This window comes from Ruania zhangjianzhongii (assembly GCF_008000995.1).
GTDB lineage: Bacteria > Actinomycetota > Actinomycetes > Actinomycetales > Beutenbergiaceae > Ruania > Ruania zhangjianzhongii.
The window spans coordinates 392,553-409,274 of sequence record NZ_CP042828.1; the positions used below are offsets into that span (position 1 = coordinate 392,553).

Annotated in this window: 16 protein-coding genes; 9 read left to right on the forward strand and 7 right to left on the reverse strand. The window is 68.3% G+C overall.

What is annotated here, in order from left to right; translation table 11 throughout:
• Positions 1 to 75: 75 nt before the first annotated feature.
• Complete coding sequence (locus tag FU260_RS02010) at positions 76 to 699, reverse strand: response regulator transcription factor (RefSeq protein WP_147915546.1); 624 nt, start codon at positions 697 to 699, stop codon at positions 76 to 78.
• Between the two features lie 187 nt (positions 700 to 886).
• Here FU260_RS02010 and FU260_RS02015 point away from each other — a divergent pair, with 187 nt between their 5' ends.
• The 6 genes from FU260_RS02015 to FU260_RS02040 all read left to right on the forward strand — a co-directional run bounded on the left by FU260_RS02015 (position 887) and on the right by FU260_RS02040 (position 7,012).
• The gene (locus FU260_RS02015) at positions 887 to 2,269 is read left to right on the forward strand and encodes a COG1470 family protein (RefSeq protein WP_168211608.1); all 1,383 of its coding nucleotides are present in this window, start codon (positions 887 to 889) and stop codon (positions 2,267 to 2,269) included.
• Positions 2,270 to 2,274: 5 nt separating this feature from the next.
• Positions 2,275 to 2,589, forward strand: coding sequence for a PAAR domain-containing protein (locus FU260_RS02020; protein WP_147915547.1), 315 nt, complete (start codon positions 2,275 to 2,277; stop codon positions 2,587 to 2,589).
• Positions 2,590 to 2,965: 376 nt separating this feature from the next.
• On the forward strand, positions 2,966 to 3,979 hold the full coding sequence (locus FU260_RS02025) for a DctP family TRAP transporter solute-binding subunit (RefSeq protein ID WP_244951264.1): 1,014 nt from the start codon (positions 2,966 to 2,968) through the stop codon (positions 3,977 to 3,979).
• The gene (locus FU260_RS02030) at positions 3,976 to 4,584 is read left to right on the forward strand and encodes a TRAP transporter small permease (protein ID WP_147915549.1); all 609 of its coding nucleotides are present in this window, start codon (positions 3,976 to 3,978) and stop codon (positions 4,582 to 4,584) included. Before FU260_RS02025 ends, FU260_RS02030 begins: the two co-directional genes overlap by 4 nt.
• The gene (locus FU260_RS02035) at positions 4,581 to 5,861 is read left to right on the forward strand and encodes a TRAP transporter large permease (RefSeq protein WP_147915550.1); all 1,281 of its coding nucleotides are present in this window, start codon (positions 4,581 to 4,583) and stop codon (positions 5,859 to 5,861) included. Before FU260_RS02030 ends, FU260_RS02035 begins: the two co-directional genes overlap by 4 nt.
• A 47-nt stretch (positions 5,862 to 5,908) precedes the next feature.
• Positions 5,909 to 7,012 (forward strand): mandelate racemase/muconate lactonizing enzyme family protein, encoded by a 1,104-nt coding sequence (locus tag FU260_RS02040; protein WP_147915551.1) that lies wholly within the window; start codon positions 5,909 to 5,911, stop codon positions 7,010 to 7,012.
• A 1-nt stretch (position 7,013) separates the two neighbouring features.
• Here FU260_RS02040 and FU260_RS02045 read toward each other — a convergent pair whose 3' ends face one another.
• The 4 genes from FU260_RS02045 to FU260_RS02060 form a co-directional block, all read right to left on the reverse strand.
• Positions 7,014 to 7,712: a GntR family transcriptional regulator gene (locus FU260_RS02045; protein WP_147915552.1), complete on the reverse strand. Its 699-nt coding sequence runs from the start codon at positions 7,710 to 7,712 to the stop codon at positions 7,014 to 7,016.
• Positions 7,709 to 9,160 carry an aldehyde dehydrogenase (NADP(+)) gene (locus FU260_RS02050; RefSeq protein WP_147915553.1) on the reverse strand — a complete coding sequence of 484 codons (1,452 nt, stop codon included), beginning with the start codon at positions 9,158 to 9,160 and terminating at the stop codon, positions 7,709 to 7,711. The genes FU260_RS02045 and FU260_RS02050 overlap by 4 nt, the downstream gene beginning before the upstream one ends.
• 7 nt (positions 9,161 to 9,167) lie before the next feature.
• On the reverse strand, positions 9,168 to 10,484 hold the full coding sequence (locus FU260_RS02055; protein ID WP_147915554.1) for an enolase C-terminal domain-like protein: 1,317 nt from the start codon (positions 10,482 to 10,484) through the stop codon (positions 9,168 to 9,170).
• A 181-nt stretch (positions 10,485 to 10,665) separates the two neighbouring features.
• A complete protein-coding gene (locus FU260_RS02060; protein ID WP_147915555.1) occupies positions 10,666 to 12,285 on the reverse strand; it encodes an HNH endonuclease signature motif containing protein in 1,620 nt (539 codons plus the stop codon).
• Between the two features lie 500 nt (positions 12,286 to 12,785).
• Between FU260_RS02060 and FU260_RS02065 the strand changes: the two genes are divergently transcribed.
• Together FU260_RS02065 and FU260_RS02070 are read left to right on the forward strand one after the other, a co-directional pair.
• Positions 12,786 to 13,076, forward strand: a complete 291-nt coding sequence (locus FU260_RS02065; RefSeq protein ID WP_210418177.1) for an MDR/zinc-dependent alcohol dehydrogenase-like family protein — start codon at positions 12,786 to 12,788, stop codon at positions 13,074 to 13,076.
• A gap of 149 nt (positions 13,077 to 13,225) precedes the next feature.
• On the forward strand, positions 13,226 to 14,434 hold the full coding sequence (locus tag FU260_RS02070; RefSeq protein WP_147915556.1) for a DUF1593 domain-containing protein: 1,209 nt from the start codon (positions 13,226 to 13,228) through the stop codon (positions 14,432 to 14,434).
• 15 nt (positions 14,435 to 14,449) lie between these two features.
• Here FU260_RS02070 and FU260_RS02075 read toward each other — a convergent pair whose 3' ends face one another.
• Positions 14,450 to 14,938, reverse strand: a complete 489-nt coding sequence (locus FU260_RS02075; protein WP_147915557.1) for a hypothetical protein — start codon at positions 14,936 to 14,938, stop codon at positions 14,450 to 14,452.
• A 189-nt stretch (positions 14,939 to 15,127) separates the two neighbouring features.
• Complete coding sequence (locus FU260_RS02080; protein ID WP_147915558.1) at positions 15,128 to 16,048, reverse strand: oxygenase MpaB family protein; 921 nt, start codon at positions 16,046 to 16,048, stop codon at positions 15,128 to 15,130.
• Positions 16,049 to 16,197: 149 nt separating this feature from the next.
• On the opposite strand from FU260_RS02080, the gene FU260_RS02085 reads away from it, so the two are divergent.
• Positions 16,198 to 16,587 (forward strand): LbetaH domain-containing protein, encoded by a 390-nt coding sequence (locus FU260_RS02085; RefSeq protein WP_147915559.1) that lies wholly within the window; start codon positions 16,198 to 16,200, stop codon positions 16,585 to 16,587.
• Positions 16,588 to 16,722: the final 135 nt, after the last annotated feature.

The window sequence follows — 16,722 nt, forward strand, 5'->3', positions numbered from 1 at the left end:
CGCGTGGTCAGCGTTGCGGGCACCGACTCCGGCCCGAACGGGCAACGGGCACCAGGAGCCCGCTGTCGGCGCTGCTCAGATCAGCCCTTCGCGGAGCGCATAGGCCACTGCGTGCGACCGGTTCCGCAACTGCAGTCGGGAGGTGACGTCGTGCAGCACGTTCTTCACCGTCCGCTCGGAGTAGCACAACGCCTTGGCCACCTCGGTGGTGTCGTATCCCTCGGCGATCAGCCGGAGCACTTCGATCTCCCGAGCGGCCAGACCGGTGAAGGTGAGCCCACGCGGTTCGAGCACCTGCCGCTGCAGCTGGCCGACCTGTGCCATCAACCGTCCGAGCAGGTCCGGAGGCACGGTGCCGGCACCGGCTGCCGCGGTCCGGATCACCTCCACCAGTCGGTCGGCACTGGCCTCGTCCCGGCGGATCAGACCGACCACGCCGGCCTCGATCGCGGTGACCAGATCGCCGTCGTCGATCTGAGAGATCACCAGCACCGTCCTGGAGATCCCTTTCCGCTGCACACTGCGTAGCTGACGCAACGTCTCCTCGTCGAGAACGTTGGTCACCACGACTGCCACTCCTGCGTTCTCCCGCTCGGCGGCGTCGACGAGCTGGAGCTCCGGCCGTACTCGCAGCTGGCTGACCACACCGGCTCTCGAGATCGGGTCTTTGGCGCTGATCCAGACCAAGATGCTGTCCATCATTGCTCCTCCGCGCCCCCTGCATCACTGTGTTGAGTTAGGCACCGTTGCCCGATGTCCTGTACGGCAATATAACGCGGTGCACTTTACGACTGCTTAGCGCGGACTTAACGGGCAGTGCGCGCTGCCCACAAAGACGGCTGCTCGGCCGTGAAGTCCACGTCCCGGCTGCCTACTCTCGAGCAGTATGAGCACAGCGGCGCGCTTGGAACAGACCTCGGTGCAGCTCACCGCGGGTGGCAGCGAGACGATCCCGCTGCAGATCCGCAACGACGGCACCATCGTGGAGGGGTATCGCTTCGAGGTGCTCGGCGTGCCCAGCGCCTGGACGAGTGTGGACCCGATCGAGATCGCCGGTCTGTACCCCGGCACGCAGACGACGGCGGCGATCACCTTTGCCCCACCGCGTTCCGCGGAGATTCCGGCCGGGCCGCTCAACTTCGGCATCCGCGTGATCCCCACCGAGAACCCCGACGACGCTGTGGTCCCCGAAGGCATGGTCGAGGTGCTGCCGTTCCTGGACACCACCGCCGAGCTGATTCCGAGGACCTCCCACGGCCGCCGCGGCGCCCGGCACCGCCTCGCCGTCGACAACCGTGGCAACGTGCCGGTGACAGTACGGCTCGAGGGCGCGGACGCCGCCGGTGCGCTGGATGTAGAGGCGAACCCGCCGTCGGTGACCGTGCAGCCCGGGCACGCGCTGTTCGCCGACGTCCGGGTGCGCCCGGTGGAGCGGTTCTGGCGCGGCCCGGACGTGACCCACCCGTTCACCGTCTCCGCCCTGACCGACGAGACCACCCCGGTGCTGCTGGATGGCACGTACGTGCAGGAACCGCTGCTGCCCGCGTGGCTGCCCAAACTGCTCCTCGCGCTGCTCGCCCTGTTGCTGCTGTCGGCGGCGCTGTGGTTCCTGCTGCTGCGGCCGGCGATCGTGTCCACCGCACAGGACGCCGTCGCCGAACCGCTCCAGGAGGCCAACGACCGCGCGGCTGAAGCGGCGCAGGCCGCCCAGGAGGCGAGCGACCAGGCGCAGCAGGCGAACAATGCCGCACAGTCCGCGCAGGGAGCGGCGGGCCAGGCGGGGGATGCCGCAACCGAGGCGAACGATCTGGTCGGCAACCCGACCCTGGATGACCTGGTCACCCCGATGTCGCAGCGGTTGCAGGTGAATGCCGAGGCCGGGCAGGTCGGTATGGACTTCTTCGAGGTGCCCGAGGATGCGACCCTCAAGCTCACCGACTTCGTGCTCTCCAACCCGCAGGGCGACCTGGGCCGGGTGGAGGTGCTGCTCGACGATGAGACGGTGTTCGACCTGGCGCTGGAGAACTTCCGGAACAGCGACTACCACTTCCAGGCGCCGATCGTGGCCGGGGAAGGGGCGCGGCTGAGCCTGGTGGTGCGCTGTGACGAGGTGGGCGTACCTCCGGCACAGAACCCTCCGCCGTCGGCCTGTGACACCGCAGTGCTTTGGGGCGGGAGCCTGCTCACCCCGACCGAGGACTCCGACGGCGAGGACTCCGAGGGCTCCGAGGATGAGGCCGAGGCTGAGCAGGTCGAGAGCGAGGGGTAACAGCGATGCCGATGGGACCGGCGCTGCGGGTCGGAGACAACGCCCTGTGCCCACTGGTGACCGGCACCGTGCCGCACGTGGGCGGCCCGATCACGCCGGCGGCCGGGGTGATGACCGTGCTGATCGGCAAGATGCCCGCTGCCGTGGCGAACGGTCTGCCCGGCGGCATCCCGTGCGTGGGACCGCCGAACGGGATCGCGATGGGCAGTGTCACCGTGTTTATCGGGAAGCTCCCCGCTGCGCGGCTAGGTGACCAGAGCCTGCACGGTACGCCGATCGCGCCCGGGCCCGGGTGCCCGACGGTGCTCATCGGGGGTTGAGGGTCTGCGCCCTCCCGAGTTCTACACGTCCTCCACTGATGAACCGACACACTCTCGATGGAGACTCCTGCCAATCCTCGACTGGCGGCGCTGTGGCTCGTGCTCATCACCGGCGCGGCCCGTGCCGTCGATGCGCTGCACGCCGCCCCGATCCCTTGCCGCCGTTCCGGATGCGCTATAGGCTCAGAGCAGTTCCTATAGGGGCGGTGCACGATGAGGTGAATGCGTAGTGATTTCCTCGCCGCTGTTGGTGAGGGACGCAGCACCGTCCCGGGACGTCGAGGACAAGACGAAGTGGCACGCGGATCGGGTCCCCCTGCGATCCGCACCGAGCAAAGGAGCTGATGTGAGACGGACCGCTCGTAGTAACGGACCAGTGAAGAGCCGACGCCCAGCAGCGCTGGGCCTCGCAGTCACCGGCGGCCTTGTGTTGGCGGCGTGTGGTGGCGTCGGGGAGGAGGTGGACACGGACACTGCCGGACCCGATCCGGATGCCGAGGTCGTGCTTCGCTTCGCGCACGTGTATCAGCCGCAGCACCCCGTGGAAGCCTGCGGTGTGCCCGCCGTCCAGGAGCAGCTCGACGGCACCGGCGTGACGATCGAAAGTTATCCCGCGGGCCAGCTGGGTACCGAGGTGGAGCTCGTCGAGCAGGTGGTCGACGGAAGCCTGGACATCGGCGTTGCCGGTCCCGCCTTCCTCGCGGAGTACTACCCGGACGCAGGTGTGTTGGACGGCGGCTACCTCTTCGAGGACGTCGAGGACTTCAACGCCAAGATCGACAGCCCGGTGATCACCCAGATCTGGGACGGGCTGTACGAGGAGTCCGGGATCGACGTCCTCTCCGTCTGGTACTACGGCACCCGCCAGATCACGTCCAACGTGGAAGTCACGGTCCCCGCAGATCTCGAAGGACTGAAGATCCGGACCCCCGACGCACCGCTGTATCTGGATGTGATCGAGCTGATGGGCGGGACCGGGACGCCGATGGCACTCGGCGAGGTGTACACCGCACTTCAGCAGGGCACGATCGACGCGCAGGAGAACCCGGTGCCGACGATCGCCTCGTCCGGGTTCCAGGAAGTGCAGGACTACATCAACATCACCAACCACATCGTGCAGTCGGTGGAGATCGTGACGACCGATGCGGTGACCGAGCAGCTGGACGCTGAGCAGCAGGAGGCCCTGCAGTCCGCGCTGGATGCTGGCTCCGAGGCCACGCAGGAGTGCATCGTGGCGCAGGCGGAGGAGACGCTGGACGAATGGCGGGACTCGGGAGAGATCACCGTGAATGAGGACGTCGACCAGGAAGCGTTCGAAGAGGCCGTCGCTGGCGGTCTGCCCGACCGGGTCGAGTGGGGTGACCTGTACGAGGAGATCCGGAACTCGTGACCGGGCCTGAGCCGGATGCGACCGGGGACGAGTCGTCCCAGGTCGACATCGATCCTGAGGGCGATCCGACCACACCGGACCCTTTGGAAGAGAGGTCTCGGGCCTACCACGGCCTGGTGGTAGCGGAGCGGGCCCTCTCCGTGTTCTTGTTGGCGGCACTGTTCGTGACCGTGCTGCTCCAGGTGTTCACGCGCTACGCGCTCGGCCTGCCGCTGCCCTGGACGGAGGAGATCGCGCGGTATCTGCTCATCTGGACCACGTTCATCGCTGCGGCCTATGTGGGTGCACGGCGGCTGCACATCTCGGTGGACCTACTGGTCGCCAAGCTGCGCCCGGCGGCGGCCACGGTGGTGGACGTGCTGGCGCAGGTCATCGTGGTGGCGATCTGCGCCGTCCTGGCCACGGGCGCCACGACGGCGGCCTATCAGTTGGCGGATGTCACGTCACCGGCCACCAACACGCCGATGTGGGTGGTCTACGGCTCGGCCGTGCTCGGGTTCGGCCTCATCGGCCTGCACGCGTGCTTCGGCATCTATATGGACCTTCGGTACAAGGACGCAAGGCCCGAAGCGTTCGAGGGCATCGAGCGAGGGAGTGCGTTTTGACGCTGCTGCTCATGGTCGGGGCCCTCCTGCTCCTGCTCTTCATCAGGGTGCCGGTGGCGTTCGCGCTACTGGTGCCGGCGGTCGGGTATGTGCTCCTGGACGAGACCGCATCGACGAACACCGCTGTCCAGCAGACGCTCGCCGGTGTGAATCAGTTCCCCGTGCTGGCAGTGCCGATGTTCATCCTGCTCGGGAACCTGGCGAACCAGTCCGGCGCGACCGATCGCATCTATGACACTGCGATCGCGTTCCTCGGCCGCATTCGCGGAAGCCTGGGCTATGTCAACGTCGCGACCAGCTTCGGCTTCTCCTGGATGTCCGGTGCGGCGATCGCCGACGCTGCCGCGATGGGCCGGGTGCAGGTGCCGGCGATGATCAAGCGCGGGTACGACCCGCGGTTCTCCGTCGGCATCACCGGTGGATCGTCGATCATCGCGCCGCTGATCCCGCCCAGCATCCCGGCGATCATCTATGCGGTCACTGCCGGGCTTTCGGTCGGGGCGCTGTTCCTGACCGGCATCGTGCCGGCGCTGGTGCTGATCCTGGTGCTGTGCCTCCTCGTCTTCTGGTTCACCCGGAAGCAGGAGCCGGCCAGCGGTCCGAAGCCGAGCTGGGCTGCTCGCGGGAAGAGCCTGCTCGCCGCGATCCCGGTGGCGGGGGCCGCTGTGGTGATCCTCGGTGGCATCCTCAGCGGGATCGTCACACCGACAGAGGCATCCGCAGTGGGCGTGCTGTACATCCTCATCCTGTCCGTGATCTACCGGCAGATGACGTGGAAGAAGCTGTACCACGTCGCGATCCGCACGCTCGAGACCACCGGATCGGTGCTCCTCATCGTGTGCGCCGCTGCGCTCTTCGGGTGGGTCCTCGCCAGGGAGCGGGCGCCGCAGGAGGTGTCCGAGCTCATCCTCAGCATCACGAACAATCCGATCGTCTTCCTGTTGCTGGTGAACGTCTTCCTGATCCTCGTCGGCGCCCTGCTCGAGCCCACCTCCGCGATCCTCATCGTGGTTCCGGTGCTGGCACCGATCGCGGACACGTTCAGTATCGATCCGCTGCACTTCGCGGCGATCGTGATCTTCAACCTGATGCTCGGGCTGTTGACGCCACCGGTCGGACTTGTCCTCTTTGTGCTCTCCAGCGTCACCGGTATGTCCGTACCCCATGTGGTGCGGGGCGTGATGCCTTTCTTCGCCGCGATGCTGGTCGTGCTGCTGGCGATCACCTATATCCCGGCGCTGAGCCTGTGGCTGCCTGGGGTGTTCGGGGTCGGGTAGGCAGTCCTCGGCAGCGATGGAGAACCGACCGTGAGAGGAAGTAGAAGATGGCACGAATCGTCAAGGTGAGCGCGCGGCTGGTGAACATCCCGGTGGAGACCGAGCGCACGGACGCGATCCAGGCGTTCCTGGTGCAGGAGACTCCGTTCGTGGAGATCGAGACCGACGACGGTCTGGTCGGCCGCGGGTACAGCTACACCATCGGCACCGGAGGATCGGCGGTGCTCGCGCTGCTGCACGACGTGTTCCAGCCCCGGTTGATCGGAGCGGACGCCCGCGCCGTCGAGGCGCTCTGGCACACGCTCTGGTCCTCCACCCGGGCCACCACGCCAGGTACGTTGACCGCGTTGGCGCTCGCCGCCGTCGACACCGCCCTCTGGGACTTGCGTTGCCAGCGGAACGCGGAGCCACTGTGGATCGCTGCCGGGGGATATCGGCAGCAGATTCCCGCCTACGACACCGAGCACGGCTGGCTACACCTAAGCGAGGCAGAACTGGTCGACGGGATGCGTTCGCTGGTGGATGCAGGCTGGACTGCAGCCAAGATGAAGGTCGGCCGGGAGTTGCTGCCGGAGGACGTCCGCCGGGTGCGGCGGGTACGCGAGGCGGTCGGGGAGGACTTCACCCTCTTCGTCGACGCCAACCAGGGGTTCACCCGCTCCGAGGCGCTCCGCCGGGCGCGGGCGATCGAGCCCTTCGATATCGCCTGGCTGGAGGAGCCGCTACCGGCCGACGACCGCGAGGGTCACGCCTGGCTCGCCGGGCAGACCGGGATACCGATCGCCGTGGGCGAGACCCTGAACACGATCGCGCAGTGCGTGGCGTACCTGAGCAGCGGCGCCGCGAGCATCATGCAGGTCGACGCCGCTCGGGTCGGGGGAGTGACCCCGTGGCTCAAGGTGGCCCATGCCGCAGAGGCGATGAATATCGACATCTGCCCGCACTTCCTGATGGAGCTGCATGTCAGCCTGGCCGGCGCCACCCCGGCGGGCACCTGGGTGGAGCACATCCCGCAGCTGCGGTCGGTGACCAGGACGGAGGTGCAGGTGGAGGCGGGCGTGGCCTATGTCCCCGATACTCCGGGTCTCGGGATCGACTGGGATATGACGAAGATCGACGAGTTCACGGTGAGCCCGATCCTGACCGTCTGACTCAGAAGACCTGGTGCGGATCCTGTTCCCGGAGCGCGGGCATCGTGGTGTCGAACGCCGCGGCGAATCGTGCGTAGGCGTTGGTCAGGTGGGTGCGCATGGCGTGCTCTGCGGCGTCCGGGTCGCAGGCGTCGATGGCGGCCTGGATGGCTTCGTGCTCGGCGAGCGTCAGCGAGCCGTCAGCGTCGGCGGAGTAGAGGCGGAAGGTGTGCAGGTGGGTGTGCGTCTGTTCGTGGGCGCCACGGATCACTTCGTTTCCGACTGCCTGCAGGATGAAGCCGTGGAACCGGGTGTCGTGTGTGACCAGCTCGCGCGGTACGTCGACGTTATCGCCCTGTAGTGCGCTGAACCGGCGGATCTCGTCCCCGAGCACCGGGCCGGGGTTCGACAGCCGGTTCACCGCGACCGAGCGGGCTGACCAGACCTCCACTAGCAGGCGAAACTCGAAGAGGTCGCGCAGGCCATCGAGGTCGAGCAGCGGTGTGGTCTGGTACCCCTTGCCGGGGACCCGTACGACCAGCTGGTCGCCCTCCAACTGACGGATCGCCTCACGTACGGGGGTCTGGGAGACCCCCAGGTCACGGGCGACGGCGTCGATTCCGATCCGCTCGCCCGGCGCCATCCGATTCTCCAGGATCTGGGTACGGAGCCGGTGGTAGACATCCTCCGAGGCGTTGCGCCGCAGCCTCTCGCCGGTCATCGGGGTTGCCAGCGCCCGTCGACTCGGCGAGCGATGCCCCACGAATTCTCCTCGCGCAACGCCGCCGGCAGCGCCTCGGTGGGGAAGTCCTGGAACGCGACCGGGCGGAGGAAGCGCCGGATCGCGGCGGTCCCGACTGAGGTGGTGCCGGGAGCGGTGGTCGCGGGATGGGGTCCGCCGTGTTGTTGCGCGTAGGAGACGGTGACGCCGGTGGGCCAGCCGTTCCAGAGCACCCGGCCCGCCTTGGCCACCAGGAGGTCGACGAGCTCGGCCGGGCGTTCGCCGGATTCACCGTGGATCGTTGCGGTGAGCTGTCCGTCCAGCAGCGCCGCGAGCTCCGGGAGCCGGTCCTCCTCGCCGTACTGGATCACGAGGCCGGCCGGTCCGAACATCTCCGTGCTGAGCAGTTCCGGGTTGGCGCGGACCTCGTCGGCGCCGGTGAGGAGCAGGCTCGGGGCGGGGGCAGGGCCGTGCTCGCCGTCGATCAGCGTCTCGACGCCGTCGGTCGCCGCGACCGTGGCGACAGCACTTCCGTAGCCCTCGGCGAGGCGTTCGCTGAGCATCTCGAACCGTGGCGCAGCGGAGAAGGTCTCCTCGAGGGCGGTGCGCGCCGAGTCGTCGAGCTCCGGGACGAACAGCAGGCCGGGCTTCGTGCAGAACTGGCCCATCCCCAGCGTCAGCGACGCCGCGTATCCGGAAATGATCTCCTCGGAGCGTTCCTCCCACGCACGCCGGGTGACGAAGACCGGATTGGTGCTGCCCAGCTCCCCGAAGAACGGGATCGGTTCGGGCCGCGCCGCTGCCCGCTCGCTGAGCAGCATGCCGACTCGGGTGGAGCCGGTGAAGCCGATCGCGCGGACCAGCGGATGGTCCACCAGCGCCTCACCAGCCTGGCGTCCAGTGACGGCGGCGAAGAGACCCTTCGGTGCAGAGGTGCCGGCCAGCGCAGCGACGACGATCTCCGCGGTCCGGGTGCCCAGGCGCTGGTGTGCCTCGTGGATCTTGTGCACCACGGCGCAGCCGGCCGCCAGTGCCGAGGCGGAGTCGCCGCCGAGCACGGAGAAGGCGAACGGGAAGTTGGACGCACCGAAGACGCCGACCACGCCGAGCGGCACGTTCACCCGCCGGAGGTCTGGTCGAGGTCCCATGCCCCAGTCCGGGTCGGCATGGTCGATCGTCGCCTCCAGGTGGTGGCCGGCGGCGATCTCTTCGCCGAGCAGGCGCAGCTGGAACGTGGTCCGGGTCAGTTCTCCGCGCAGCCGCGGCCCCGGCAGGTGGGTCTCCTCCTGCGCGAGCGGCACGAGCTCGTCGGCGGCGCCGTCCAGTGCGTCGGCGATCGCGGTCAGCCACCCGGCGCGCACCGTCGGAGCGACGGCGGACGCCTCTCGATAGGCGGTGTGCGCGGACTGGACCAGCCCGTCCAACTCAGACGGCGTCGTCGTGCTCATCACCGGTTCACTCCTTCAGTGCTGTCGGCTTCGCACCGGCCCAACCGGGACCGGTCGGGAACTGCCAGGTGGCGACCGAGTCAGCGTACATTTGCGCGCCGATCCCGGGCTCGGTCGGAGCGAGATACCGCCCGCCCTGCACCCGCACCGGAGTGACGAAGTGCTCGTGCAGGTGATCGACGTATTCGATCGCCCGGCCGGCCATCGAGCCGGACAGGGCCGCGTAGTCGAAGAAGGAGAAGTGCTGGACGAGCTCGCACAGCCCCACACCGCCGGCGTGCGGGCAGACCGGCACGCCGAACTTGGCGGCGAGCAGCAGGTTCGCGAGGTTCTCGTTCACCCCACCCACCCGGGTCGCGTCGATCTGCAGCACATCGATCGCCTCGGCCTGCAGCAGCTGCTTGAACACGATCCGGTTGGCGACGGCCTCCCCGGTAGCCACCTTGATCGGCGCGATACCCCGGCGGATCTCGGCATGGCCGAGGATGTCGTCGGTGGAGGTGGGCTCCTCGATCCAGTACGGGTCGAACTCCGCGAGCTGGCCGAGCCAGTCGATCGCCTCGCCCACCTCCCATCGTTGGTTCGCGTCGATGCTGATCCGGATGTCTGGGCCGACGGCTTCGCGCGCCAGCTGCATCCGCTCCCGGTCCTCGGCAATGTTCCCGCCGACCTTGAGCTTGATCATCTCGAAACCGTCGGCCACGGCCTCCTTGCTCAGCCGGACCAGCTTCTCGTTGCTGTAGCCGAGCCAGCCGGGGGTGGTGGTGTAGGCGGGGAAGCCGCGCTCGCGGAGCTCGGCGATCCGCTCGGCCTTGCCGGCCTCGCCGCGGCGGAGCAGCTCGAGTGCCTCGTCCTTGGTGAGCGCATTGCTCAGGTGGGTGAAGTCAACAGCGGAGATGATCTCTTCCGGAGTCATCTCGGCCAGGAGCAGCCATAGTGGCTTGTCTGCCCGGCGGCACTTCAGGTCCCACAGGGCTCCGAGCAGGCCCCCGGCTGCCATCTGCTGGACCCCTTTCTCCGGGCCCAGCCAGCGCAGCTGGGAATCATGCACCAGCAGCCTGGACGCGCCGCCGAGATCTGCCAGCAGCGCCTCGGTGTCCATGCCGATCAGGAGTGCGCCGAAGCTCTCCATCGCGCGGCACACGATGTCGTTGCCGCGACCGACGGTGAAGACCAGGTTGTGCCCCTGCTCGCCGTCGGAGGTGGTCAGCGTCAGGTAGGCGGCGGAGTAGTCCGGATCGACGTTCACTGCATCAGAACCGTCCAGGTCCAGGGAGGTCGGGAAGCGCACGTCCCGGACGTCGACAGAACTGATGTGAGACATGCGTGCTCCTCGGGCTGGGGGTGGCCGCTCGCGTCCAAAATCTACCTATAGGAATCGGTCATAGCCTATATGTCTTGGTATTGCGCGAGCAACTGCTCAGTCTGTGGGCGGCAGGCGTTCCGATGGTCATGGCTACATCGACTGACTCGGCTACCTCGCCAGCGCGACGGGAGGGACACGGCTAGCCGGTGTCTGGCCAATCTCGGTGCTTGGCTGGTGGGTCGAGGTTGGTGTTGATGGTGGTGCCGTTGGGGTGGGTGAAGATCCATACCCCGTTTTGTCGGGTCATGGTGATGGTGCGGGCGTCGACGACGGTGTGGTGGTGGTAGCAGAGCAGGGCGCCGTTGGTGGTGTTGGTGGGTCCGCCGTTGGCCCAGTGGATGCGGGCGTGGTGGGATTCGCAGATTGCTGGTGGTGCGGTGCAGCCGGGCCAGGTGCAGCCTTGGTCGCGGGCGATGAGCGCGCGTCGTTGTGCTGGGGTGAAGAGTCGGCGGGTGCGGCCGAGGTTGATGACTTCGCCTTCGGGGGAGAACAGGACGCGGTAGAGGTCTCCGCAGGTGGCGAGTCGGCGTAGTAGTGCTGGTGGGACGGGGCCGGTGCCGTCGTCGAAGGTTGGTGGCTGGTTGTTGAGTTGGGTGGCCCAGTCGATGCCGATCAGGTTGTGTAGCGGGATGGTGTCCCAGCGGCTGTCACCGGGGGCGGGAGTGGAGCAGGGGGTTTGTTCTGTCGGCGCGGTGGTGTGTTCGCGTGCTTGGCGGAGGAGCCTGTCGAGGTCGGTGGGGTTGATCAGGACGCCGAGGTGGGGTCGGACGGAGGCGTGGGTTCCGGCCAGGCCTTGGTCGAGGGCGAGGTGGGCGAGGTCGGCGAGGGCTTGTGCGCGGCGCTGGTCGCCGGTGCGCTGGTCATCGGGCGCGGGTGGGGTGATGACGGCGTCCATGGCGGCGCGCACCAGGCGTCCGTTCTCTTCGGTGAGGAAGCCGGACAGGTGCCAGCCGTCCAGGGTGCGGGCTAGTTCGAGGTATTCGCGTTCTTTGGCTTGGCGGTAGCCGCGCTCATCGGCCTCGGGGTCGGCGACCTGGGCGAAGTGCTTACCGAGCCGGCGGATCTGGTCCACCCGCATGTCCTGGGCCTGCGCGAGGAGAAAGTCCTCCACCGTCTGAGCAGTGTTGTCGGTGGCTGCCTCCTCGCGCCCAGTCTCATCCACGGTTCCGTTCCCGGCCTCGTCGCCGGCCGCGTTCCCGGTCTCGTCCGCTTCCACGTCGGCGTCGGATTCACCTGCCCCCGGACTCTCCGCGGTCGTGGCATCCGTGGTGATGGGTTCGGCGAGGGCTGCGATGCGGGTTGGTGAGGTCAGGGCGGTGGTTGCTAGGGCGTCGATCTGGTCGGGCCCGATCTGTCCGGCTCGTAGGGCGGCGCCGAAGCGGGGGATGTCATCGCGTAGTTGGCGGGCCAGGCGCACACTGCGGCGCGCGTTGGCGTAGGAGATGCCATGGGTGTGGGCAACGTGCGAGGCATAGGTGCGGGGGTGGAACGCGGTGGTGGCCCACCGCCCGTCTGCTTCCTCCACGGTCAGCCATTGGTAGCGCTTGCCGGTCAGCCGGGTGCACAGGCGGTGCACTCGCACGCTCGCCACGCCGAGTTCGGGTCCGGTGTGCAGGTCACGTTCGTCCTGGAGGTCGCCGGCGGTGATCGCAGTGCCTAGGGCTTCCAGGGCCGCGAGGCGGGTGGGTAGATCGGCCTCGATGAGCTCGCCCAGGGGTGTGCCATGCAGGACGTCGGCACTCATCGTGGAGTCCGTCACCGTTGCTCACCTCCTTATGGGCTGCTCTGCCATGTGCTCGTACATCCATTCTACGAGAAAGTTGGTGTTGTGTGGGGTGGACACGCGTGCGTGTTGAATCTGTGGACCGTCCACCACTTATCCACAGAATCATGGTGATGGCCTGCTTTCGCCCGCAGAATGTCGGTACTACGTGGTAGCCGCAACCACGGACCTCCGTGTGTGTGGCGATGCTGCGCCGATTTTCGCTCACATCAACGTTCGCCAATCGTCGTTGCGCGAATTGTTTTGTTAATTCCCGGAATGATTGGAAAGCTATCGCCCGATGCGCGCACGAGACTAACCGCCGCCGTCGATAGCGGAGTGGCGGCCACGATCGACAGCCATCACGGTCATCTCGATCGGCCACGGCCGGAACGTCCCCAGCCCGGCCTGACTGGAGAAGTAGCCGGGAACACGACGTCGTCATCGACACCATCTCTGCACCCCACTACCTCGCCCCCTATCTGAAGGTGGTGGCGATGGACGGCACGCTGAGCCTCCTGGGATATCTGGGCCCAGTCAGTGCCGAGGTGATGGACCTGCTCCTTGGCCGGAAGAAGCTCAGCTCCGCTGGCAGCGGTGGGCGCCCCGCGACGGCCGAGATGCGCCAATTCTGCGCCGACCACGGTATTGGCGCTGACGTCGAAGTGCTCCCCTCCGCTCGCGTGGACACGGCACTCGACCGGCTGCGGCGAAACGACGTGCGCTTCCGCTTCGTACTCGACCTGTCCGACCTGGACGGGAGAACCGGCGAGCCGCCCGCGGCCTGAGACGACCCCGACCCGGGGCGACCAGACAACGCCACGCATGCTCCGCCGTCGGGCAGCGATGCATTTTCAGTCACTCAGGACTGACGGCGCGCCGTTGGCCTAGGATGGCTGCTGCCCGGTGCTGAGATCCGGCGAGGAGAGGTCCGCCGATGCCCGCTTCCCGCCCGCGCGTGCTGGTCAGTACCGACATCGGCGGCACGGACCCGGATGACTTCCAGTCTATGGTTCACCTGCTGCTGTACGCGGACGTCCTGGACATCGAGGGGCTGATCGCCTCCCCCTACGGCAAGGGCCGGGCGGCGGACATCCACCGCGTGATCGACCACTACGCGCATGATCTCGACCAGCTCCGCCGGCACGCCGACTACCCCGATCCGGCGGCCCTGCGCGCGGTCGTCAAACAAGGCTCCGAGCACCTGGCGGACCACACGGGCGCTACCGGCGCCACCGAGGGGTCGGAGTGGATCGTCCAACGAGCGCGCGACGGCGATCCTCGCCTTCTCGAGGTACTGGTCTGGGGCGGTCTGGACGACGTGGCCCAGGCCCTGCACGACGCCCCCGACATCGCTGACCGCCTCCGGGTGCACTACATCGGCGGGCCGAACACGATGTGGAGCGTCAACGCCTACGACTATCTCGAGCAGCAGCACCCCACGCTGCGGATGATCGAGTCGAACTCGACCTATCGCGGGTTCTTCGAGCAGCACCCGGAGGATCCGGAGGGCCCGGACAACGCGGAGTTCGTCCGCCGGCACGCAGCCGGGAACGGCGCCCTCGGGGCGTTCTTCGCCGCACAGCTGCCCGAGCTGAAGATGGGCGACTCGCCGACGGTCACCTGGCTGCTGCACGGTCCCCGGGACCCGGCGGTCCCGAGCTGGGGCGGGAAGTTCGTTCCGCTCTGGGCCGGTCGGAAGCGGACCTTCGACCGGCTGACGACGATCGATGATCTGGTCGAGGTCAATGCCGTGGTGGAGATCTCGCTGCTGAAGTCGGCGGACTACTCCGAGGCCGACCATGCCCGGCTGGTGGTGGACGAGCGGATGCAGGGACCGTTCCCGGCCGGGATCGACGAGGGAGAGCAGCTACGGTTCCGGCTGAGCGTGTACCACGCCGGCGTGGTGACCTACCGGGTGCAGAGCTCGCACGCGGAGCTGGACGGACTGGCCGGTTCGTTGACCGCAGTGCTTCCGAGCGTGGCCACCGCTGCGACGGCATCGACCCGGCACCCCCGGTGGTGGAGCGATGACCCCGACCCCGACCAGGCGATCGGGCCGTGGCCCGGGGCGCGGTGGATCAGCGCGTACCGCCAGGAGTTCCTCGGTGACTTCGCCAAGCGGCTGGGGTGGTGCGGCCCGTAGGCGTGCCGAGGCGGGCTAGTCGATCAGGCGCCGCAGGCCCAGCGGCGGGCAGCGGATTTCGCCACCCGGGAAGCGGCCGGTGGGGTGATCCAGGTGGACGATCGCGTTGTGGTGGGCCCAGCCGGTCACGGTGCCCGTCGCGCCCTGCAGGTACAGGGGGCGGATGCCCTCGGTGAGCGCAACGCGGTCACCAATCTGGAACTGTGCAGCCGCCTGGTTGGACGCGTCCCGCCTGCGGTCCTGGTGACGCTTGCTGATGGCCGCCTGCAGCGTGCCGAGATGCGCATCGAGCGTGCCGGTGGTGATCAGCCCGACCATGACCTGGAGCTGAGCGGCCGCGTTGCCGGACTGGTCGCTGGCGCCGGACTGAGCACCCGCGGTGGCGGGGCTGGTGAGCTGGCCGGAGCGAGGCTCCGGACGCGGCCGGGTTCCGCTGCTGGGCCGGCGGTTACCGCCGCCTGAGGGACGTTGCCGATTGTGGTGGCGACGCTTCTTCTTGCTCATCGCTCCAGCGTGCCGGACCTTGGCTGAGGGCGTGAGGGTGGGTGTGGATAACCGGCGAAGGCGGCGCCCAGGGCGCGGACGTCCGGGGAGACGTGGATAGGGGTGATAGCCCGTCCTACCGCAATGCTGGGCGTACGGGCGAAGAGCCGGGCAGCTCACCGGCCGCGGCCTGTTGGTCCGAGCTCGTGCTCAGCCCGGGGTCACCGGCGCCACGCTGCCTGCCTGGTTCCGGATCTCGCTTGGGTCGCCGGTCGCCCACCCCACCACCGAGGTGCCCAGCTGGCCGAGCGGGATTGCCATCCTGCGCATCACCGCAGTGTCCGCCCGCCGCAGCGGGCCGCGCAGCCGCAGTCCGAGCAGGTCCCGGGCGTAGCCGGGCAGAAGGCCGACTGCACCCGCGGCGAGCAGGGCGAAGCCGGGGCGGGCGGCGCGGGGGAGGGGTGGCTCGCGGAGCAGGAAGCGCACCACGTCCAGTGCGCCCGGGGATGCTTCCAGCTCGGGGCGGTAGTCCGCCAGTTGCACGTGCAGTTCGGTCACCGTGCGTGGCGGGTCGGTGATCCCGAGTCGGGTGGCCACATACGCAGTCTGGTCCACGTACCGGTCCGCCTCGGCCGGGGTGAGCGGCGTGCGAGCGTAGTGCTGGTGTGCAGTGAGGAAGCTGTCGATCTCCGCCACGTGCACCCAGGCGAGCAGGTGCGGATCGGTCGCCGAGTAGGGCCGGCCCTCGCGGTCGGTGCCGGAGACCGTCTCGTGGATCCGGTTGATCTTGTCCAGCATCCGCTCGGCGGAGTCCACGGGTCCGAACGTAGTCATCGCGAGGAACTCGCTGGTGCGCTGCAGTCGGCCCCACGGGTCGTCCCGGTAGCCGGAGTGCTCGCCCACACCGGCCATTGCCAGCGGGTGTAATGCCTGCAGGAGCAGTGCTCGGATACCGCCGGGATACATCGCGGCATGTCCCTGCACCCGGCAGATCGGGGCATCCGGGGCGAACCGCCGCTCGCCGGGCGCTAGCCAGATCGCCTTCGAGCGGCGCTCGGCCTGCGGCCCGGCGACCCGGTCGCGCAGCGAGCGCGCCAGTTTGGCGCGGGCGGCGGCGATGGGTGAGATCACTTGATCACGATAACCCGAGCAGGGGTGTCAGGAGCTGGTCGCGCGGCGACACTGCTGGCATCCGTTGTCGGCGTCGCCGATCGGGAATGCAGTGCCAGCCGACGGTGTTATGTCATTCAGTGCACACATCATCGAAGGAAGGGGTGCCGATGGCCAGGAAGAAGTACGAGGAGCTCGAACTCGACGACGGCACGATCGTCCGGTATCGCCGGCACGAGAACGGCGGCGGCATGGTCGCGACCCGTTCCGCCGTGGACCCGAGCGCACGCATCGAGGAGAACGCCTGGATCGACCAGGGCGCGAGCGTCGGCGCCGAGGCACGCCTGGGCGCCGGGTGTTGGCTGGAGCCAGGGGCGCAGGTCGGGGCCGGCGCCTATCTGGAGACCGCCGTGCGGGTGGGCCCGGGCGCCGTGGTGGGCGAGCGTGCGCGCATCGGCAGCCGCAGCCACATCGGCGCGGGTGCGCAGCTGCGCCCGGGCGCATTCGTCGGCCCGGACTCGGACATCCCAGCGGGCGGGCAGTACACCCGCGCCGCGTGAGCGGGCATAGCCCCGCCCGCAGGGCTCTTCCGGTGTGATTCCGACGCACCCATGCGTTGGAACCGCACCGCAGGGGCTCCTCGGTCCCGGCGGCCATGACCTCAGAGGTCATCGCCAGCCCGACTCCAGACTGCC